The sequence below is a fragment of the Streptomyces sp. NPDC058985 genome, assembly GCF_042740985.1.
GTDB lineage: Bacteria > Actinomycetota > Actinomycetes > Streptomycetales > Streptomycetaceae > Streptomyces.
Genome location: NZ_JBHYJX010000064.1, coordinates 1 through 20,016, shown reverse-complemented (window position 1 = coordinate 20,016; position 20,016 = coordinate 1). Strand labels below are relative to the sequence as shown.

General features: G+C 70.9%; 14 protein-coding genes. 9 read left to right on the top strand and 5 right to left on the bottom strand.

From position 1 onward, the window contains the following. Window positions 1-60 precede the first annotated feature (60 nt). A complete protein-coding gene (locus tag ACFW01_RS35280) occupies window positions 61-1,446 on the bottom strand; it encodes a peptidoglycan recognition protein (RefSeq protein ID WP_384510522.1) in 1,386 nt (461 codons plus the stop codon). 148 nt (window positions 1,447-1,594) lie between these two features. Between ACFW01_RS35280 and ACFW01_RS35275 the strand changes: the two genes are divergently transcribed. From ACFW01_RS35275 to ACFW01_RS35250, 6 genes are all read left to right on the top strand, one after another. Then, window positions 1,595-2,359, top strand: coding sequence for a TIGR03089 family protein (locus ACFW01_RS35275; RefSeq protein ID WP_384510520.1), 765 nt, complete (start codon window positions 1,595-1,597; stop codon window positions 2,357-2,359). A gap of 247 nt (window positions 2,360-2,606) precedes the next feature. After that, window positions 2,607-3,788, top strand: coding sequence for an LCP family protein (locus ACFW01_RS35270; protein ID WP_384510517.1), 1,182 nt, complete (start codon window positions 2,607-2,609; stop codon window positions 3,786-3,788). Window positions 3,789-4,058: 270 nt separating this feature from the next. Then, window positions 4,059-5,765 carry an LCP family protein gene (locus ACFW01_RS35265; protein WP_384510514.1) on the top strand — a complete coding sequence of 569 codons (1,707 nt, stop codon included), beginning with the start codon at window positions 4,059-4,061 and terminating at the stop codon, window positions 5,763-5,765. 199 nt (window positions 5,766-5,964) lie between these two features. Then, window positions 5,965-7,677, top strand: a complete 1,713-nt coding sequence (locus ACFW01_RS35260; protein WP_234961056.1) for an LCP family protein — start codon at window positions 5,965-5,967, stop codon at window positions 7,675-7,677. 207 nt (window positions 7,678-7,884) lie between these two features. Further along, on the top strand, window positions 7,885-9,633 hold the full coding sequence (locus tag ACFW01_RS35255) for an LCP family protein (RefSeq protein WP_384510511.1): 1,749 nt from the start codon (window positions 7,885-7,887) through the stop codon (window positions 9,631-9,633). 26 nt (window positions 9,634-9,659) lie between these two features. Continuing rightward, complete coding sequence (locus ACFW01_RS35250; RefSeq protein ID WP_384510508.1) at window positions 9,660-11,306, top strand: LCP family protein; 1,647 nt, start codon at window positions 9,660-9,662, stop codon at window positions 11,304-11,306. A 6-nt stretch (window positions 11,307-11,312) separates the two neighbouring features. Here ACFW01_RS35250 and ACFW01_RS35245 read toward each other — a convergent pair whose 3' ends face one another. Next, complete coding sequence (locus ACFW01_RS35245) at window positions 11,313-12,368, bottom strand: glycosyltransferase family 2 protein (protein WP_234961059.1); 1,056 nt, start codon at window positions 12,366-12,368, stop codon at window positions 11,313-11,315. Between the two features lie 287 nt (window positions 12,369-12,655). Here ACFW01_RS35245 and ACFW01_RS35240 point away from each other — a divergent pair, with 287 nt between their 5' ends. Next, window positions 12,656-14,032, top strand: a complete 1,377-nt coding sequence (locus ACFW01_RS35240) for an LCP family protein (protein ID WP_234961114.1) — start codon at window positions 12,656-12,658, stop codon at window positions 14,030-14,032. Between the two features lie 24 nt (window positions 14,033-14,056). On the opposite strand, the gene ACFW01_RS35235 is transcribed toward ACFW01_RS35240, so the two are convergent. Continuing rightward, the gene (locus ACFW01_RS35235; protein WP_234961060.1) at window positions 14,057-15,337 is read right to left on the bottom strand and encodes an LCP family protein; all 1,281 of its coding nucleotides are present in this window, start codon (window positions 15,335-15,337) and stop codon (window positions 14,057-14,059) included. A gap of 120 nt (window positions 15,338-15,457) precedes the next feature. Here ACFW01_RS35235 and ACFW01_RS35230 point away from each other — a divergent pair, with 120 nt between their 5' ends. After that, window positions 15,458-16,024 carry an acyl-CoA thioesterase gene (locus ACFW01_RS35230; RefSeq protein ID WP_161329101.1) on the top strand — a complete coding sequence of 189 codons (567 nt, stop codon included), beginning with the start codon at window positions 15,458-15,460 and terminating at the stop codon, window positions 16,022-16,024. Window positions 16,025-16,037: 13 nt separating this feature from the next. Here the strand turns inward: ACFW01_RS35230 and ACFW01_RS35225 are convergent, their stop codons facing one another. After that, window positions 16,038-17,078, bottom strand: coding sequence for a vWA domain-containing protein (locus ACFW01_RS35225; RefSeq protein ID WP_234961061.1), 1,041 nt, complete (start codon window positions 17,076-17,078; stop codon window positions 16,038-16,040). 146 nt (window positions 17,079-17,224) lie between these two features. Continuing rightward, window positions 17,225-18,382 (bottom strand): acyl-CoA dehydrogenase, encoded by a 1,158-nt coding sequence (locus ACFW01_RS35220; RefSeq protein ID WP_234961062.1) that lies wholly within the window; start codon window positions 18,380-18,382, stop codon window positions 17,225-17,227. A gap of 180 nt (window positions 18,383-18,562) precedes the next feature. Here ACFW01_RS35220 and ACFW01_RS35215 point away from each other — a divergent pair, with 180 nt between their 5' ends. Continuing rightward, window positions 18,563-19,906 carry a UDP-glucose dehydrogenase family protein gene (locus tag ACFW01_RS35215; protein ID WP_384510501.1) on the top strand — a complete coding sequence of 448 codons (1,344 nt, stop codon included), beginning with the start codon at window positions 18,563-18,565 and terminating at the stop codon, window positions 19,904-19,906. The last annotated feature ends 110 nt before the right edge of the window (window positions 19,907-20,016 follow it).

Here is a 20,016-nt window from a genome sequence, read left to right as displayed (position 1 = left end):
GCCGGCCAGTGTATGCAGACCGTTCCTCGGCGCCCTCGACGGCCGTGCGGTGTTCCGCCCTCAGCGGCCCTGGTACCGCGCCGCCTTCGATCGGCTCGTGTCGAGCTTGCCGTAGAGCAGCCTGCCGGGGCAGTTCGTCGCGAAGCCGTCGCGGTGACCGGAGATGACGTTCAGTCGTACGTTCTTACCTTTTCGGTAGAGATTGCCACCACCGGACTTCAGGTATGTCTTCCCGTCCGGATTCATGCCGTAGATGCCGAGCTTCCACGCGGTGAGCCGCGCGATCGCCTTCACGGCGGCCGAGGACGGCTTCCTGTCGCTGTACGTGCCGAGAACGGCGATGCCCATGCTGTTGGAGTTGAACCCCAGGGTGTGGGCGCCGAGTACCGCCTTGGACACTCCCCCGGCGCGGCCCTCGTAGATGTTTCCGCACTTGTCGACGAGGAAGTTGTAGCCGAGGTCACGCCAGCCCGTGCTGTGGACGTGGTAGCGGTAGATACTGCGAATGACCGACGGCGCCTGTGCGCAGCGGTAGTTGTTGCCGGTGTCCGAGTGGTGCACGAAGGCCGCCTTGACCTTCTTCGTGTACACGAACCCCTTCTCCCGCAGCCCCTCGTCCGCGCCCCAGCCGTGGCGGGTGGTGATGCTCGGGCGGGCGCCGACGTACGGCTTGGTCTGCTGCCCGGTGCCGAGTTCGGCCTCGATCCGGGCCTGGCTGAGGGCTGGGATCTCGGCGGCGCCGAGCGGGGCGAGGCCGGCGTTGGCGGCGGAGGCGGCGAGCGCTTCGGCGGACGCCTCGGACTCCGCGGACGTCGTCGTGGTGCGGGGCTCGCCCTCCGGTCCGTCCTCCGGTCCGGGTGCCGCGGGGGGTGGGGCGCCCTTGCCGGGGTCGACGAGTTCGAGGCGCATGCCGGTGGGGAGCGTCGACGCGATGGCCGCCGGGACGGCTCGGGTGGCGGCCTCGGGCGCGGTGTCCGCCCGCACCCGCACCTCCACCCCGTCGGACTCGCCCACCCACAGGGGTGCGGTGGCGCCGCGGACCCGGTCGGCGGTGCTCTCGGAGGTGCCGGGGTCGGCCGCGTGGTCGGCGTTGTGGGTCTCCACCTCCTGCCAGTCGGACCAGACGCCGGTGGCGGTCGCGCGAGTACGGACCTCGACGCGGCCGTGCAGTTCGGTCCCCGGGTCGTCCCAGACGACGCCGACGAGCGAGAAGTGCCGTACGTCCCGGCGGGGCAGGCCCTGCGCGGCGGCGCCGGTGGCGCGGTCGCGGGCGAGGGGGGTGAGGGGCAGCGACTGGGTACCGCCGGGGACGTATGCCTCGGCCCGCGCCGCTCTCGGGGTCGCGGTCGGGGGCGCGGAGGTGGCCGCCGCCGCGGGTGGGGCGAGCGGGACGGCCAGGGCCGCCGCGGTCGTGACACCGATCGAGGAAGCAAGGAATCCACGCATGCCCCTGATACTGGACATGGTCTTACAAATATGTCTATTTGAGATCTGACGGTCCGTAGGGTGCCTTCGCCCGAAACGGTGGTGGTGCGGGTGGTGCGGTACGCCGTCCGCTCGGTGCGGATGTTGCGGGCCGCGTACGCTTGCGCGGGTGAACGCGACCGATCGCACCCCTGCCGACCTGCTCAGTTCCGCGCTCGCCGCGGACCCGGGACGCCCCCTGGTGACCTTCTACGACGACGCCACCGGCGAACGCGTCGAACTGTCCGTCGCCACCTTCGCCAATTGGGTGGCCAAGACCGCGAACCTGCTCCAGGACGAACTCTCCGTCGAGCCCGGCGACCGGGTCGCGCTGCTGCTGCCCGCGCACTGGCAGACGGCGGTGTGGCTGCTGGCGTGCGCGTCGGTGGGTGTCGTCGCCGACGTGGCGGGTGACCCGGCGTCGGCCGACGTGGTCGTCAGCGGGCCGGAGCCCGAGTCGCTGGACGCCGCGCGGGCGTGCTCGGGCGCGCGGATCGCGCTGGCGCTGCGGCCGCTCGGGGGACGGTTCGCGCCGCATCCGCCGGAGGGCTTCGCCGATTACGCGGTGGAGGTGCCGGGGCAGGGGGACCGGTTCGTGGCGTACGCGCCGGTGGATCCGGAGGGGCCTGCGCTGATCGTGGCCGGGCGGGAGTTCAGTGGGGCGGAGGTCGTGGAGCGGGCGCGGGCGGAGGCGTCCGGGCTGGGGCTCACCGGGCCGGGGGCGCGGATTCTGTCGGGGCTGCCGTACGACACGTGGGAGGGGTTGAGCGCGGGGCTGTACGGGCCGTTGGCGAGTGGGGGGTCGGTGGTCCTGTGCCGGCATCTGGAGCGGGCGGGGGACGGGGTGCTGGATCAGCGGATCGAGGCGGAGAGGGTTTCTGCCACGGCTCGGTGAGGTGAGGTGTTGGCGGGGCCCGGCTCGGGTGTACGCCGGGTGCTGATCCGGCGTTGACGGGGCGCCCGGCGTCGGAGCTGGGCGGGGTTGGGTGTCGCAGCCCGGCGTGGCGGGGTGCCGCTGCGCCCACCCGTGCCGCCCCAGCGGCACGACTGCCCGCAGCTATGCGGGTAGGCCGCCCGCGGCTATGCGGGTGGGCTGACCCGTTCGGCTCACCAACGTTCCGCGTCGTCGCGGCCCGCGCTGCATGGTCGTAGGAGCGCACGGGTGTGGGACGGAGGGAGACGTGAGCGATGACGCCGGCAAGGGGGCGGGGGCGTCCGCGTCCGGGGACGGGCTGAGGCGGCGGCGTCGGAGGCGGCGGCTGGCCCGGGCGGGGATCGCGGTCGGCGTGGTGGCCGTCGGTGCCGTGGGCGTCGGATGGGCGGTGTACGCGAAGCTGAGCGGCAACATCACGTCGGACGAGGCGGCGGCCGCCGAGCTCGCCCGATACGAGAAGGAGCGCCCCACCGCCCTGGTGCGCGGCGCGCAGAACGTGCTGCTGATCGGGTCGGACTCGCGCTCCGGCGACGGCAACGCGCGCTATGGCCGGGACTCCGGGACCGAGCGGTCGGACACCACGATCCTGCTGCACCTGGCGGCGGGCCGGGACAGCGCCACGGCCGTCTCCCTCCCCCGCGACCTGATGGTGAACGTGCCCGGCTGCCACGGCCCGGACGGGGCACGCACCGCGCCCGTGTTCACACAGTTCAACTACGCCTTCTCCGCAGGCGGTTCGGCGTGCTCGATCCGTACCGTGGAGAAGCTGACCGGCATCCGGATCGACCACCACGTGGTCGTCGACTTCCAGGGCTTCAAGGAGATGGTCGACGCCCTCGACGGCGTCGAGGTGTGCCTGCGCAAGCCGGTCGACGACGAGGACGCCAAGCTGAAACTGCCCGCGGGCCGGGTGACGCTCGACGGTGAGCAGGCCCTCGGCTACGTCCGCGCCCGGAAGTCGCTCGGGGACGGCAGCGACACCGACCGGATGGACCGGCAGCAGCGCTTTCTGGGGGCGCTCGTGAACAAGGTGCAGAGCAATGGCGTGCTGCTGAATCCGGTGAAGCTGTACCCGGTACTCGACGCGGCCACGTCGGCACTGACGACGGACCCGAATCTGGCGAGCCTGCGCGGTCTGTACGACCTCGTGCGCGGGCTGCGCGACATTCCCACCGAGCGCGTGCAGTTCCTGACCGTCCCCCGGCAGCCCTACGCGGGTGATGCCAATCGCGACCAGCTCGTGCAGCCGGCCGCCGAGAAGCTCTTCACCCGGCTGCGGACGGACGAACCGGTGACGATCGCACTGCCGGTCCACGGCGAGCGCGGTGACGCCGAATCTCCGGCGCCGACGTTCAGCGGGAACACCGCCGACGAAGACGTCTGCGAGTAGCGCGAGTAAAGCGCTTTCAAAGTCACGGCAAGACGGGTGCAAGGCGCGCATGAAAGTACGGACAATTGTCCAAGAAATGCGCTGGATTGCCCAGTTGTAAGTTTCGTGGCATGCGTCACTGCCATCGCCCCGGGCCGAACCGGGCGGTTAATGTGAGCGATCCGGTGTGCCCGGCCCCGAGGCTCTGCCCGAGGCCGCGCACCGAGTGAGCGAGACCGGGCGCCCGGAGGGGAGGGCGCCGCGTGGCCCCGACGGAGGATTCGGACAACCGTGGACGCGCAAGGCCGTGGACGGGCGGGCGACATCGACCCCGCAGACCAGTGGGTACTCAATCCGGACACCGGCGAATACGAACTGCGACTGTCCCCTTCCGCAGCGCAGTCACCGGTCCCGGGCCCCCGGGGCGCCGCGCCCGCCGCGGCTCCGGACCGTGAGGTGCCGCCGCAGCGCCGGCGCCGTTCGGCTCCGGAGGAACCGCCGCCGGGACGGGCCGGGCGCCGGCGGCCGGCGAAGAAGAAGTCGAGGGGCAAGCGGGTCCTGCTGTGGACGGGCGGCACCATGGCGTTCGTCGTCCTCGCGGGCGGCACCGCCGGGTACCTCTATCTCCAGCACCTGAACGGCAACATCCAGTCCGTCTCCGACGACGGCGCGAGCACCGGTGGCTTCCAGAAGGACAAGGCCATCAACATCCTGCTGATCGGCACCGACAAGCGCACCGGCAGCGGCAACGAGGGCTACGGCGACACCGGCAGCGCCGGCCACGCCGACACCACGATCCTGCTGCACGTGTCGAAGGACCGCTCCAACGCCACCGCGCTCAGCATCCCCCGCGACCTGATAGTCGACGTCCCCGACTGCCCGACCACGCAGGAGGACGGGACGCAGAAGGTCATCCCCGGCTCCAGCGGCGTCCGTTTCAACACGAGCCTCGGCCAGGACGGCCGTACGCCCAGCTGCACCATGCGGACCGTCACCGAGCTGACCGGGGTGACGCCGGACAACTTCATGGTGGCCGACTTCAACGCGGTCAAGACGCTGACCTCGGCCGTCGGCGGCGTCGACGTGTGCCTGGCGAAGGACATCGACGACCCGGACTCGCACCTGAAGCTGCCCGCGGGCGAGCACACCATCGAGGGCGAGCAGGCACTGGCCTTCGTCCGCACCCGGCACTCCGTGGGCTTCGGCGGCGACCTGAGCCGGATCGAGATCCAGCAGCAGTTCCTCAGCGCGCTGATGCGCAAGCTGAAGTCCAACGACACGCTGACCAGTCCGTCGAAGATGCTGAAGCTGGCCGAGGCGGGGACCGAGGCGCTGACCGTCGACTCCAAGCTGGACAGCATCGGCAAGCTGAAGGACCTCGGCCTGGAACTGGGCAAGCTCAACACCAAGAACCTGACCTTCACCACGGTGCCGGTGGTCGACAACCCGGCCGAGACGGTCAAGGCGACGGTCGTGCTCAAGGAGGGGCCCGCCCAGCAGGTCTTCGACATGGTGCAGAACGACGTCTCCTTCACCGAGGTCAAGAAGAAGGAGTCGGAGAAGGAGAAGAAGGAGGCGGCCGCGGTCGCCGCCCGCCTCGAGGGCGAGAAGTCCGAGCCCTCCGAGATCCGCGTCCGTGTCCTCAACGGCGGCGCCTCGTCCGGCAGCGCGGGGCGGGAACTGACCTACCTCCAGAACGAGGCGGGCGTCACCAAGTCCGAGAACGCGGGCAACGCCCCCACCGACCTCGCCAAGACCACCCTGGAGTACGCCCCCGACCAGGCCGACCAGGCCCGCGCCCTCGCCGAGATCCTCGGCCTCTCCGGCGCCGCCATGAAACCCGGCGAGAGCGTCACCAACTCCCAGGGCCTGCCCACCATGACCCTCACCCTCGGCAAGGACTTCAAGGGCGCCGGAGTCAAACTCGACGCCACCTCCGCGAAGGCCCCGGAGGACCTCCAGAAGTCCACGGCCGACAAGGTCGAGTGCGCGAAGTGACCTGACGGCCTCCAAACCCGTCTGACAGGACGACAGTCCATCGGTGCGCCTGGGGACGGCCGGGACGGAAGCGGCCCCGCGCGGGGCGCCCGCAATCCGTCGGGGCCGCCGTACAGCCAACGAGGGGCTCCGGACGTCCAACTGTGCGAACAGGTCGCGCGCAGGGGCACGTTCACGGGCCCGAGGGTGGGAGAGGGACATGACGCAGGGCAGTGTGCATGGGGAGGGAACGCGACCGGCCGCGGTCCGGCAGGCGCACCGCGGGGACCCCGGCGCCCAGGACGGGGGCGGCGCCGGCACGGCAGGGCCGCCGGGCCGGGGGGACGGGAACCGCCGCCGGTCCGGGCGGCGGCGCACCGGACGCCGGCGCCGGGCGCTGCGCTGGTCGGCGACGGTCCTCGCGGTGCTGATACTCGGCACGGCGGGCGCCGGATACCTCTACTACCAGCACCTGAACGGCAACATCGAGAAGGGCGCGCGCAGCAGCGGCGACTCCAAGGCGCACCGCACCGAGCCGAACGCGGCCGGCCAGACCCCCCTGAACATCCTGCTGATCGGTTCCGACAGCCGCGCCTCCGATGCCAACGTGGCGCTGGGCGGCGGCAAGAACAACCGCGACAACCCGCCGCTGGCCGACGTGCAGATGCTGATCCACCTGTCGGCGGACCGCAAGAGCGCGGCGGTGGTGAGCATCCCCCGGGACACCCGCGTGGACATCCCCGCGTGCCAGAACGCGGAGACCGGGGAGAAGTTCCCCGCGACCAACGCCATCATCAACGAGTCGCTGGCCCGCGGCGGCGCCGGCTGCACCCTGGCCACCTGGGAGAACCTCACCGGGGTCTACATCGACCACTGGATGACGATCGACTTCGCGGGCGTGGTCTCGATGGCGGACGCCGTCGGTGGCGTCGAGGTCTGCGTGAACCAGAACGTGTGGGACCGGCCGCTGCCCGGCGTACCCGGCGGCTCGGGTCTGAAGCTGGAGGCCGGCCGCACCAAGGTGCAGGGCGAGCAGGCGCTCCAGTGGCTGCGCACCCGGCACGCCTGGGGCAGCGACCCGCTGCGGGCCCGCGCCCAGCACATGTACATGAACTCGATGATCCGCACGCTGAAGCAGCAGAACGTCTTCACCGACACCGGCCGCCTGATGAACCTGGCCGAGGCCGCCACCAAGTCCCTGACCGTCTCCGAGGAGATCGGCACGGTCAAGAAGCTGTACGACCTGGGCATGCAGCTCAAGACGGTGCCGACGGACCGCATCACCATGACGACGATCCCCACCGTGGCGGACGACCAGGACGCCAACCACCTGCTGCCGGCCGCCGGCGCGGACCAGATGTGGGCGATGCTCCGCGACGACGTCTCCTTCGACGACAAGGGCGGCAAGGACGGCAAGGGCACCGGGGACGGCGGGAGCGGCAAGGACGCGAAGGACCCGAAGGACGCCGGGGGCTCCGGTGAGGGCGCGACCGGGAAACCTTCCGACGAGCCCGCCGCCGACTCCGACATCGGCGTCCTGGTCCAGAACGCCACCCGCTCCGACTCACTCGGCCCGGTCAGGGGCCGGGCCGGCGCGGTCGCCGGGACGCTCGCGGAGAAGGGCTTCTCCCGGGCGACGACCGACACCTCCGCCGCCCTCTCCGAGGAGCGGACCCTGGTCCGCTATCCGAGCGACGAGTTGGCGGGCGACGCGCGGCGCGTCGCCGATGCGCTGGGCATCCCGGCGAGCGCGGTGCGCAAGTCCACCGACGTGGCCGGGATCACGCTCGCCGTGGGAGCTGACTGGCGCTCGGGCACGTCCTATCCGAAGCAGAAGACGCCCGAGGCGGGAGACCTGCCGGACGACAGCGACGCCCTCAACGGCTCGGACAGCGGCACGTGCATGGACGTCTACAAGCCCTATCGATGGTAGGAGTTCATGAAAATAGGAGGGATTGCCCTGTTGTAGGGGAGTCGAATGTGACACCGGAGTCGTTCGACGCTGAACTGGACGGATAGTGTGAGCGCTCCAGTGCCCCTGCACCGCGAGGCCGGCCCTGGCGTCGTGCACTAGTTGACCCTTCATCGTGCGCCTTCCGGAGAAGGCGCCGCGTGGCCCCCGACGGAGGATTGGGAGACCGTGGACGCGCAAGGACGTGGGCGGGCAGACGATGTCGATCCCGCAGACCAGTGGGTACTGAATCCACGCACCGGTGAGTACGAACTGCGACTGTCCCCTTCCGCACCGCAGTCGTCCGTCCCCGGCCCCCGCCGGGGCGCCCCCCGCTCCCGCGACGGCGCCTCCCGCGACGGCGGCGGCGACACGGCGGGCACGGCCCGTCGCCGCACGGCCGCGCCCGGCCGCGAGGTCCCGCCCCAGCGGCGGCGCAGGCCCGCGCCCGAGGAGCCGGTACCGGGGCGGCGCGGACGCCGGCCGGAGAAGAAGTCGAAGGGCAAGCGGGCCCTGCTCTGGGTCGGCGGCAGCACGGCCTTCGTCGTCCTGGTGGCCGGGGTCGGCGGCTACGTCTACCTCAAGCACCTCGAGGGCAACGTCTCGACGACGGACGTCGGCAGCGCCGGAAGCAGCAGCTTCAAGAAGAACGAGGCCTTCAACATCCTCATCATCGGCACCGACAAGCGCACCGGTGAGGGCAACGAGGGCTACGGCGACAAGGGCAGCGTCGGGCACGCGGACACGAACATCCTGCTGCACGTCTCCGAGGACCGCTCCAACGCCACCGCCCTCAGCATCCCGCGCGACCTGATCGTCGACGTCCCCGACTGCGAGACCAAGCAGGAGGACGGCACGACGAAGATCATCCCCGGCTCCACCGGCGTCCGCTTCAACACCAGCCTCGGCGAGAGCGGCCGGGACCCGGGCTGCACCATGCGCACGGTGAAGGAGGCGACCGGGATCCAGCCGCACCACTTCATGATGGCCGACTTCAACGCGGTCAAGACGCTGACCACCGCGGTCGGCGGCGTCGACGTGTGCGTGGAGAAGGCCGTGGACGACCCCAAGTCCCATCTCAAACTGCCCGCGGGCGAGTCCAAGGTGGAGGGCGAGCAGGCGCTGGCCTTCGTCCGCACCCGGCACGCCTTCGGCAACGAGGGCGACCTGGACCGCATCAAGGTGCAGCAGCAGTTCCTGGGCTCGCTGATGCGCAAGATGTCCTCCAGCGACACCCTCACCAGCCCCACCAAGCTGGTGAAGCTCGCCGAGGCCGCCACCGAGGCCCTGACCGTGGACAAGGCCATCGGCAAGGTGGGCACGCTCAAGGACATGGCCCTGGAGCTGAAGAAGGTGCCGACGAAGAACATCACGTTCACCACGGTGCCGGTGATCGACAACCCCGCCGAGAAGGTCAAGGCGACGGTGGTCGTGAACGAGACCAAGGGCCCCCAGGTCTTCGACATGATCAGGAACGACATCTCCTTCACCGAGGTCAAGCAGAAGGAGAAGAAGGAGGCGGCCGCGGTCGCCGCCCGTCTCAAGGGCGAGCAGTCCGAGCCCTCCGAGGTCCGCGTCCGCGTCATGAACGGCGGCGCCCCCGCCGGCAGCGCCCAGCAGGAGCTGGCCTACCTCCAGACGGACGCCGGTGTCACCAAGTCCGAGAACGCCGGCAACGCCCCCGCGGAAGTCGCCAAGACCACCCTGGAGTACGCCCCCGACCAGGCCGACCAGGCCCGCGCCCTCGCCGAGATCCTCGGCCTCTCCGGCGCCGCCATGAAACCCGGCGAGAGTGTCACCAACTCCCAGGGCCTGCCGACCATGACCCTCACCCTCGGCAAGGACTTCAAGGGCGCCGGAGTCAAGCTCGACGCCAAGTCCGTTGAGACGCCGGACCTGGACAAGTCCACGGCCGACCAGAAGCAGTGCGCCAGTTGACCTGACGGGCCCCTCGCACGTCTCACATGACGGCGACGGGTCCGCGCGGTGGCGCGGGGGTGGGGAGGGACGCGCAAGTGACGCGGAGCGGTGTGCAGGAGGAGGACAGACGGGAGACCGTCCCGGACGTCCCGGACGGCCCGGACGGCCCGGGGGTCAAGGAGAGCGGGGGAACCGGCGGACGGCGCCCGCGGCGTGCCCGCAGGGCGCTGCGCTGGACCGGGCTGGCGCTCGCCGTGGTCCTGGCGGGCACAGCCGGTGCCGGCTACCTCTACTACGAGCACCTCAACGGCAACATCCAGCAGGACCCCCTGAACCTGGGGGACGGCAAGGTCGCCGCGCCGACGCCGAACGCGGCCGGACAGACCCCGCTGAACATCCTCGTGATCGGCTCGGACGCCCGGGACAGCGAGAAGAACCAGCAACTGGGCGGCGCCCGGGAGACGTTCGGCTCCACGCCGCTGGCGGACGTGCAGATGCTGGTGCACCTGTCCGCCGACCGCAGCAACATGTCGGTGGTGAGCATGCCGCGCGACACCCTGGTCGAGATACCCAAGTGCACCGACCCGGACGACGGGAAGGTGTATCCGGCGACCGACGGCCGGGTGATGACCAACCAGAGCCTCGGACACGGCGGGCCCGGCTGCACGGTGGCCACCTGGCAGGAGCTGACCGGCATCCACATCGACCACTTCGTGATGGTCGACTTCGCGGGCGTGGTCGCCATGGCGGACGCCGTCGGCGGCGTCCCGGTGTGTGTGGACGCCGACATCCACTCGCGCGACGGCGAGGGCCACGGCTCGGGCCTGAAGCTGGAGAAGGGCACGCACCCGGTCAAGGGCGAGCAGGCCCTGCAGTGGCTGCGCACCCGCTACGGGTTCGAGGACGGCAGCGACCTGGCGCGGGCGAAGGCCCAGCACATGTACCTCAACTCGATGGTCAGGGTGCTGCGCGAGAACGCGACCCTCAGCAACCCGAACAAGCTGCGCAGACTGGCCGAGGAGGCCACCTCCGCGCTCACCGTCGACCCGGGCCTGGACAGCGTCAAGAAGCTGTACGACCTCAGCGACGAGCTGCGCCGGGTGAAGCCGGAGCGCATCACCATGACCACGATGCCCAACCGGTACGTGGGCGCGCGCGTGGAGCCGACCGAGGACGCCGAGCAGCTCTTCCGGCTGGTGCGCGAGGACATCGCGCTGGACGGCAAGGACGCGAAGAAGAAGCCCGAGTCGGAGCCGGAGGAGCCGGACGACCCCGCCGCCCCCGACGACGAGATCGCGGTGCAGGTCCGCAACGGCACCCGCACGGACCGCCTCGGCGCGGCGGGCGGCCGCGCCAACACGGTCGCCGGTCTGCTGGTGGAGCGGGGCTTCACTCGGGCCGTCGCGGACCCCTCGGTGCTGCCGAACGAGGAGCGCACGCTCGTCCGCTACCCCAGCGCCGACCTGGAGGGCGACGCCCGGCGCGTCGCCAAGTCCCTGGGGATACCGGCGAGTTCGGTGGAGCGGTCGACCGACGTCTCGGGGGTCACCCTCGTCGTGGGCGCCGACTGGCGCGAGGGCGGCGCGTACGAGGCGCCCGAGTCCGACGACCGCACCCCGGAGTCGGCCGAGGCCCTCAACGGCGCGGACGAGAGCGCCTGCATGAAGGTGGACCCGGCGTTCAGCCCCTGAGGGACGTCAGCGCGCTCCGGCGGCGTCGGCGGTCCCGGAGTCGGTCTTGACGGCCGGGCGCCGCGAGGCGATGACCTTCCTGGCCAGCGACTTGGGGCTGGTCAGGAAGCCCCACCCCCACGACATGTGCATGGTCGCCAGCGCCACGGGGATCTGCGCCCGCGCCTTCAGCCCGAGCCCCTTGCCCGCCGGGACCGACCCGGCGGCGATCGCGGCCAGGTAGGCGCCCGGCACGACGAAGCCCCACGGGGTCAGCGCGGCGCCCACCACGACACCGGCGGCGATGGCGCACACGGCGGTCGGCGGGGCGAGGTAGCGCAGGTTGATGGAGCCGGAGTGGTAGCGGGCGACGACGTGCCGCCAGCGGCCGTAGTCCTTGTACTGCTTGGCCAGCGCGCGCACGCTCGGCCGGGGGCGGTAGGAGACCCGCAGCTCGGGCGAGAACCAGATCAGGCCGCCGGCCTCGCGGATGCGGAAGTTCAGCTCCCAGTCCTGGGCTCGGATGAACTCCTCGTTGTACCCGCCCTGCCGCTCCAGCGCCTCGCGGCGGAAGACGCCCAGGTACACGGTCTCGGCGGGGGCGGCCTCGCCGCCGGTGTGGAAGGCGGCGTTGCCCACGCCGATCTTCGACGTCATCGCGGCGGCGACGGCGTCCTCCCAGGCGTTCTCGCCCTCGGCGTGCATGATGCCGCCGACATTGTGCGCGCCGGTCTCCTCAAGGAGCCGTACGGCTGTGGCGATGTAGCCGGGCGACAGGATGCCGTGGCCGTCGACGCGGACGACGACGGGATGGCGGGACGCCTTGATGGCGGCGTTCAGCGCGGCGGGCGTACGGCCGGTGGGATTCGGCACGGTATGCACGCGCGGATCCTCGGCGACGAGTGCGGCGGCGATCTCGTCCGTACGGTCCGTCGAGGGACCGAGGGCGATCACGACCTCCATCTCGCCGGCGTACTCCTGGGCGAGGATGGCGCGGACGGCGCCGCGCAGGTGCCGCTCCTCGTTGAGGACGGGCATGATCACGGAAACGGCGGGCGGCCGCACGTCGGACTTGGCGTTCATCGGTGCTCACGTTACCGCGAACGGGGGACACGGGTGCGCGCCGCGGGGGTCACAGCCGCGGGCAGCAGATCGTATGGGCCTACGGTGCTCACGGATCCCACGTCCGGCCTCACGGTCCGCAGCCGGCAACCCGTCCCCGCGGAGGTGTCACCTTGCCCACGCCGCCCCGCTCCCCCCGGGTCCCGGCCTCGTCCCCCCGGGGCGGCCCCCCGCCGCAGCGCCGCGGCTCCCGCCCCTCCGGACGCCCGCCGAGGCCCCCCGTACGGCGGAAGAAGCCGCGCTGGGCCATGCGGGCGGTGACCGCGCTGTCGGTGGTGGTGCTGGCCTCCGCGGGCATCGGCCACATGGTGCTCTCCGGGCTGGACTCGGACATCTCGCGCGTCGACCCCTTCAAGGACATGAAGAACCGCCCCAAGGCGGGCGACGGCATGAACGTCCTGATGGTCGGCACCGACGGCCGGGACCGGATCAGCGAGGCGGAGCGGCGCAAGTACCGACTGGGCGGCGCTCCCTGCCACTGCACCGACACCGTCATGATCGTGCACATCTCGGAGGACCGGGAGCGGGCGAGCGTGGTGAGCCTGCCGCGCGACTCGTACGCCGTCACGCCCGGCCACACCGACCGCACCACCGGGGAGCAGCACAAGGGGCATCCGCTGAAGCTGAACGCGGCGTACGCCGAGGGCGGCCCGCAGCTGACCATCCGCACCGTGGAGAACATGACCCACGTGAAGATCGACCACTATCTGGAGGTCGACTTCACCAGCTTCATGAAGACCGTGGACGTCCTCGGCGGTGTGAAGATCTGCACCGTCCAGCCGCTGAAGGACAGCTACACCGGGCTCGACCTCGCGGCCGGCGACCACACCCTGATGGGCGGGCAGGCACTCCAGTACGTCCGGGCCCGCCACCTCGACGGGGCCTCCGATCTCAGCCGGATGAAGCGCCAGCAGCGCTTCCTGGCCGCCCTGATCGACCGGGCGACCTCCTCGGGCATCCTGCTGAACCCGCTCAAGTTCCGTGACGTCACCCGGGCCGTGCTGGGGTCGGTGCGGGCCGACAAGGGCTTCGGCACCGACGAGTTGCTGGCGCTGGGGCGGGCGATGCGGAACTTCTCGCCGTCCTCCTCCGAGTTCACCACCGTGCCCATCGGGAAGATGGGGTACGCCGTGAAGGGCGTCGGTTCGACGCTGAAGTGGGACCCGGTGAAGTCCGAGCGGATCTTCGACGCGCTGCGCCAGGACAAGCCGCTGTCGGCGCCCCGGCCGAAGCCCGCGGGTCCGGCGCCGGTGCGGGTCCCGGTGGACCCGAAGCAGATCCGGGTCCAGGTGGAGAACGGCACCCGCACCCCGGGGCTGGGCAAGCGGGTGGACGACGCGCTGGCCGCGACCGGGTTCCGCACCACCCGGGCGCCGCGGAACGCCAAGGACCGCGCCGTCGAGCGCACCGTGGTCGCCTACGACCCCCGCTGGGACCAGTCGGCGAAGTCGCTGGCCGCCGCCCTGCCCGGCAGTGAGCTGCGGCCGGTGAAGGGGCAGGGGGCGCTGCTGAAGGTGATCGCGGGCGCCGACTTCCGGCAGGCCGTGAAGGTGCGGCCGGCCGACCCGCCGCAGGAGTCGGGCACGGTGGTGCGGGGCGACGAGGTGGTCTGCGGCAAGGAGTGAGGGGCCCGGCCGCCCGGCCCCGGCTCAGTTGCCGGAGACGGTGACCTTCTCGTCGTTCTTCAGCTCCTGGACGAGCTGCTTCACCTTGGCGTCGTCCCACTTGAGGTTGGACCCGACGCTGCCCGAGATCGGCATGTTCATCGAGGTGCCCTCGCCGCCGCTGACGCTCTTCATCGCCCAGAACATGCTCGCCAGGTCGAACAGGCCCATGTCCTTGTCGACGATGAGGGAGTCCAGGCCGGCGCCCATCGTCGGGTACAGCTTGAACGGGTTGAGGACCGTCGAGGGCGTGGCCACCTGGCTCGCCAGCGCCGACAGGAACTTCTGCTGGTTCTTCGTGCGGTCCAGGTCGGAGCCGGCCAGCGCGTACCGGGTGCGGACGAAGGCGAGGGCCTCCTCGCCGTTCAGGGTCTGCTTGCCCTTCTTGAGGTCGGCGCCGGACTTCTTGTCCTTGATGTCCTGCGGGATGTCCATCTCGACGCCGCCGACCGCGTCCACGATGTTCGCGAAGCCGGCGAAGCCGATCTCCACGTAGTGGTCGAGGCGCAGCCCGGTGTTGTGCTCGACGGTGCGCACCAGCAGCTCGGGGCCGTCCTCGGCGTACGCGGCGTTCAGCTTGGTGTGCCGGCCGGTGCCCGGGTACGTCTTGCCGGAGTCGGAGCCGACGAAGGAGGGGATCTCCACGTCCGAGTCGCGGGGCAGCGAGATCAGCGTCGACCCGTTGTCCCCGGTGTGCAGGATCATCATCGAGTCGGTGCGCTTGCCCTCGGCGGAGCCGGTGTGCAGGTCCTTCTTCTGGTCGTCGGTCATGCCCTCGCGGCTGTCGGAGCCGACGATCAGGTAGTTCGTGCCCTCTCCGGCCTCGGGCCGCTCGATGACCTTGGACAGGTCGACCTCGCGGTTGAGCTTGGAGTCGGCCCAGAAGTAGGTGCCGACGGTGGTGACGACCAGCGCGGTCACGACCGTGATCGCGGTCCACTTGATCCGTCTGCGCCAGTCCGGGGCGGGCCGTCCGGGGCCGCCGCGGCCCTGTCCCGGCCCGTGGCCGCCGGGGCTGCCGTAGACCTGGCCGGTGTTGTATCCGCTGTCGTAGCCGTCGCCGCCGTGCCCCCGGCCGTCGACATAGGACGGCTGCTGCGGCACCCCGCCGCCGTACGGCGGCGCCGACGGGCCCGGGCCGGGCGGCGGAGCCGCACCGCGGCGGACCTGGCGCATCACGCGTGCGCTCTCGGGCTGTGCGCTCCCGCTGCCACGTCCGTACCGGCCGCGGTTGTCACCGGACCATCCCTCGGGCCAATCATTCATGCGCACCAGTGTGCAGGTACCCGCTGTGGGCCATACAAGGGTCGTCGGAAAATAGGGTCAGCGCTGTTGCGAAGCTGACACAAAATTACGCCGGTGTCGCCGCGGCATAAGGTGGAGGCCATGACAGACCAGGCAGAACAGGCCTCGGCCGCACGGTCGGCGCCACCGGAGATCCCGGGCAAGCCGACCTCGGCCTCCCGCACCACTCTCAGCCACATCATGACGCACGGCGACACCAACCTGCTGGGCACCGTGCACGGCGGCGTGATCATGAAGCTCGTCGACGACGCGGCGGGCGCCGTGGCCGGACGGCACTCCGGCGGGCCCGCCGTCACCGCGTCCATGGACGAGATGGCGTTCCTGGAGCCGGTCCGCGTCGGCGACCTCGTCCATGTGAAGGCCCAGGTCAACTGGACCGGCCGCAGCTCCATGGAGGTCGGCGTCCGGGTCATGGCCGAGCGCTGGAACGAGTCCACCCCGGCCACCCAGGTCGGCTCGGCGTACCTGGTCTTCGCCGCCGTCGACGCGGACGGCAAGCCCCGCACGGTCCCGCCGGTGCTGCCGGAGACGGAGAAGGACAAGCGGCGCTATCAGGAGGCCCAGATCCGCCGTACCCACCGCCTGGCCCGCCGCCGGGCCATCATGGAGCTGCGGGAGCGGCGGGTGGCGGAGGGCTACCAGGACTGACCGAACACAGGGGTCAGAGCATCAGCAGCAGCCGTGTGTTCGGTACGAGCTTCCGGTTCACGCTGGTGCTCTGTACGAAGATCGTGAAGTCGTCGTTGTGGTCGGGCTTGACGCGGACCTCCACGTCCGGCAGACCGAGCAGCGCTCGGGCCTCCGGCCCCGTGTACACCCGGTCCGTCTTCTTCTCCAGCACCGATATCTGCTTCTTCGGCTGGACCTTCTCCGACTTGCTCAGCTGGTAGAAGGCAGCGCCGGTGCGGTACGTGTACCCGCTCTCGACCACCCAGTCGCGAATCGCCGCGTCACGCGTCACCGGGACCAGCTGGTACTTCGACGCGTCCACCGGGGTGAGGCCGGCCGCCTTGATGGTGTCCTTGTTGACCGCTTCCGCACCTGTGGAGAACACCGCCCGCGACCCCCGGATGCCCTGCGCGCGGCCCACCATGAACTTCTCGGTGGCCTCCTGGATGACCTGCCCGGCCTCCTGCAGGCCCTGCGTGCTCGTGGCGTCCCAGATGGCGATGTTGTCCTTCGGGAACCCGTACTGCATGGCCTCGCGCTTGCCCATCTGGTCCGGCACGAGGACGGCGAGCGTCCAGTTGTCCTCCTGTGTCTCGATCATCCCGGCCACGGCGTCGACCAGTGCGCGCGGATCCCTGGCCGGGGCGTCCGGGCAGCGGTGGCTCACGTTCTCCTGGCCGTCGGTGAGGACGAAGGTCAGGAAGCTGTGGTCTCCGTACAGCTGGGCGGTGTGCGCCAGCTCCCGCTGCGACTTGAGCGTGGCCGCCAGCAGCGCCGTCATGCCGCCGACGCGGTACATCTGCTTGAGCGACGGCATCCGCAGCACGTCCTTGTCGTAGATGACGCACTCCACCCTGTCGGCGAAGACGTACACCGTGACGCGGGTCTCCTGGTCCAGCTCCTGCGAGCGGCGGGCCAGGTAGGCGATCTGCTCGTCGGCTACTTCGACCACCTTCTGGCTCAGGCGGGACATGGACGAGCTGGCGTCCAGCACGAGAGCGACGTGATTGATGTAGTTCTGGCTTCCGGACAAGGCGGCTCCCCCTCTTTCCGACTCGATGCCCCTACCGTCTCACCCACCACTGACAATCGGCCGGACAGCGCCGGGGCACCCGGGGACGTACGGCAACAGCCCCCGGCGTCACGCCGGGGGCTGCCTCCTGACCTGCACAAACCCTGCTAGGGAAGGTTCCTCGCCATGACGATGCGCTGGACCTGGTTGGTGCCCTCGTAGATCTGCGTGATCTTGGCGTCGCGCATCATGCGCTCCACCGGGTAGTCACGGGTGTAGCCGTAGCCGCCGAGGAGCTGGACGGCGTCCGTGGTGACCTCCATGGCCACGTCGGAGGCGAAGCACTTGGCGGCGGCCCCCTGGAAGGTGAGGTCGCTGTCACCACGCTCCGACTTCGCGGCGGCGGCGTACGTCAGCTGCCGGGCGGCCTCGATCTTCATGGCCATGTCGGCGAGCATGAACTGGATGCCCTGGAAGTCGGCGATCGGCTTGCCGAACTGCTTGCGCTCCTTGACGTAGCCCTTGGCGTAGTCGAGGGCGCCCTGCGCGATGCCGAGGGCCTGGGCGGCGATGGTGATGCGGGTGTGGTCCAGCGTCTTCATCGCGGTGGCGAAGCCGGTGCCCTCCTCGCCGATCATGCGGTCGGCGGGGATGCGGACGTTGTCCAGGTAGACCTCGCGGGTGGGCGAGCCCTTGATGCCGAGCTTCTTCTCCGGGGCGCCGAAGGAGACGCCCTCGTCGGACTTCTCGACGACGAAGGCGGAGATGCCCTTGGAGCGCTTGGCGGGGTCGGTGACGGCCATCACCGTGTAGTACTCGGACTCGCCGGCGTTGGTGATCCAACGCTTGACGCCGTTGAGGATCCAGTGGTCGCCGTCGCGGACGGCCTTGGTCTTCATGCCGGCCGCGTCCGAGCCCGCGTCGGGCTCGGAGAGGCAGTAGGAGAACATGCCCTCGCCCTTGGCGAGCGGGGTCATGTACCTCTTCTTCAGGTCCTCGGAGCCGGAGAGGATGACCGGCAGGGAGCCGAGCTTGTTCACCGCCGGGATGAGGGAGGAGCTGGCGCAGACGCGGGCGACCTCCTCGATCACGATCACCGTGGCGAGCGCGTCGGCGCCCGCGCCGCCGTACTCCTCGGGGACGTGCACCGCGTGCAGGTCGTTCGCGGTCAGCGCGGTGAGGGCCTCGCGCGGGAAGCGGGCCTCCTCGTCCACCGCTGCGGCGTGCGGCGCGATCTTCGCCTCGGCCAGCGCACGGACGGCGTCGCGGAGCATGTCGTGCTCCTCGGACGGGCGGTACAGGTCGAAGTCAGCCGATCCGGCCAAGGTGTCTCACGCTCCAAAACGCTGTGATGCTGGGCACGCTAACTACCGTTAAGTAACCCAAATTTTAGAGCCCTGTCCGGGGTCGTGGATAGGTGAGCTTGGCGACAGCCGACCGACGGGCCCGCCCCGCACCCCCGTTATGCTCGGGCGCGCACCCCGCCGTACACCTCTGGAGCACCCATGGCCCTCAAGATCACCGTGATCGGTACCGGCTATCTCGGCGCGACCCACGCGGCGGCGATGGCCGAGCTCGGTTTCGAGGTGCTGGGCCTGGACGTGGTGCCCGAGAAGATCGAGATGCTCAAGCGGGGCCAGGTACCCATGTACGAGCCCGGTCTGGAGGAGTTGCTGGGCAAGCACGTCGCCGGGATCGAGGGCGCCACCGGGCGGCTGCGCTTCACCACGGACTTCGCGGAGGTCGCGGCCTTCGGCGACGTGCACTTCCTGTGCGTGAACACGCCGCAGAAGCACGGCGAGTACGCCTGCGACATGTCGTACGTCGACTCGGCGATCGCCTCGCTCGCGCCCCATCTGACGGGCCCGGCGCTGGTCGTCGGGAAGTCGACGGTGCCCGTGGGCTCCGCCGACCGGCTGGCCGCCTACCTCGCCGAGCACGCGCCGGCCGGCGCGGACGCCGAACTGGCCTGGAACCCGGAGTTCCTGCGCGAGGGCTTCGCCGTCCAGGACACGCTGCGCCCCGACCGGCTGGTGGTCGGTGTCCGCAGTGAGCGGGCGGAGAAACTGCTGCGCGAGGTGTACGCCACACCGATCGCGGAGGGATCGCCCTTCGTCGTCACGGACTTCCCGACCGCCGAGCTGGTGAAGACCTCCGCGAACTCCTTCCTGGCCACCAAGATCTCCTTCATCAACGCGATGGCGGAGGTGTGCGAGGCGGCCGACGGCGACGTGGCCAAGCTGGCCGAGGCGATCGGGTACGACGACCGGATCGGCCGGAAGTTCCTGCGGGCCGGGATCGGTTTCGGCGGCGGCTGTCTGCCCAAGGACATCCGGGCGTTCATGGCGCGCGCCGGTGAGCTGGGCGCGGACCAGGCGCTCACCTTCCTGCGCGAGATCGACTCGATCAACATGCGCCAGCGCGGCCAGATGGTCGAGCTGACCCGGCAGGCGCTGGGCGGCGGCCCGTTCCTCGGCAAGCGGATCGCGGTGCTCGGCGCCACCTTCAAGCCCGACTCGGACGACGTACGCGACTCCCCCGCGCTGAACGTCGCCGGGCAGGTCCACCTCCAGGGCGCCCAGGTGACGGTGTACGACCCCAAGGGCATGGCGAACGCGCGGCGGCTCTTCCCGACCCTCGGGTACGCCGACTCCGCGCTGGAGGCGGTGCGGGGTGCCGACGTGGTGCTGCACCTGACGGAGTGGCGGGAGTTCCGCGAGCTGGACCCCCAGACGCTGGGCGAGGCCGCGGCGGCCCGGGTGATCCTGGACGGGCGCAACGCGCTGGACCCGGAGACCTGGCGCAAGGCCGGCTGGACCTACCGGGCGATGGGCCGCCCCACGGCGTAGCCCACCATCGGATGAGGGGCGGGGGCGGGGGGGGGGGTGGCGGCGTGTGGCAGGAGCGCGCGCGCGCGCAAATGACCAAAACAAACACCCCCACGGCCGGCTACCGCCGG

Bases quoted from the DNA above. Each gene is read 5' to 3' on its own strand.
- ACFW01_RS35235 (WP_234961060.1), bottom strand. From the start codon at position 15,337: ATGAATGATTGGCCCGAGGGATGGTCCGGTGACAACCGCGGCCGGTAC.
- ACFW01_RS35245 (WP_234961059.1), bottom strand. From the start codon at position 12,368: ATGAACGCCAAGTCCGACGTGCGGCCGCCCGCCGTTTCCGTGATCATG.
- ACFW01_RS35260 (WP_234961056.1), top strand. From the start codon at position 5,965: ATGACGCAGGGCAGTGTGCATGGGGAGGGAACGCGACCGGCCGCGGTC.
- ACFW01_RS35250 (WP_384510508.1), top strand. From the start codon at position 9,660: ATGACGGCGACGGGTCCGCGCGGTGGCGCGGGGGTGGGGAGGGACGCG.
- ACFW01_RS35270 (WP_384510517.1), top strand. From the start codon at position 2,607: ATGGTCGTAGGAGCGCACGGGTGTGGGACGGAGGGAGACGTGAGCGAT.
- ACFW01_RS35280 (WP_384510522.1), bottom strand. From the start codon at position 1,446: ATGCGTGGATTCCTTGCTTCCTCGATCGGTGTCACGACCGCGGCGGCC.
- ACFW01_RS35240 (WP_234961114.1), top strand. From the start codon at position 12,656: ATGCGGGCGGTGACCGCGCTGTCGGTGGTGGTGCTGGCCTCCGCGGGC.
- ACFW01_RS35215 (WP_384510501.1), top strand. From the start codon at position 18,563: ATGGCCCTCAAGATCACCGTGATCGGTACCGGCTATCTCGGCGCGACC.
- ACFW01_RS35230 (WP_161329101.1), top strand. From the start codon at position 15,458: ATGACAGACCAGGCAGAACAGGCCTCGGCCGCACGGTCGGCGCCACCG.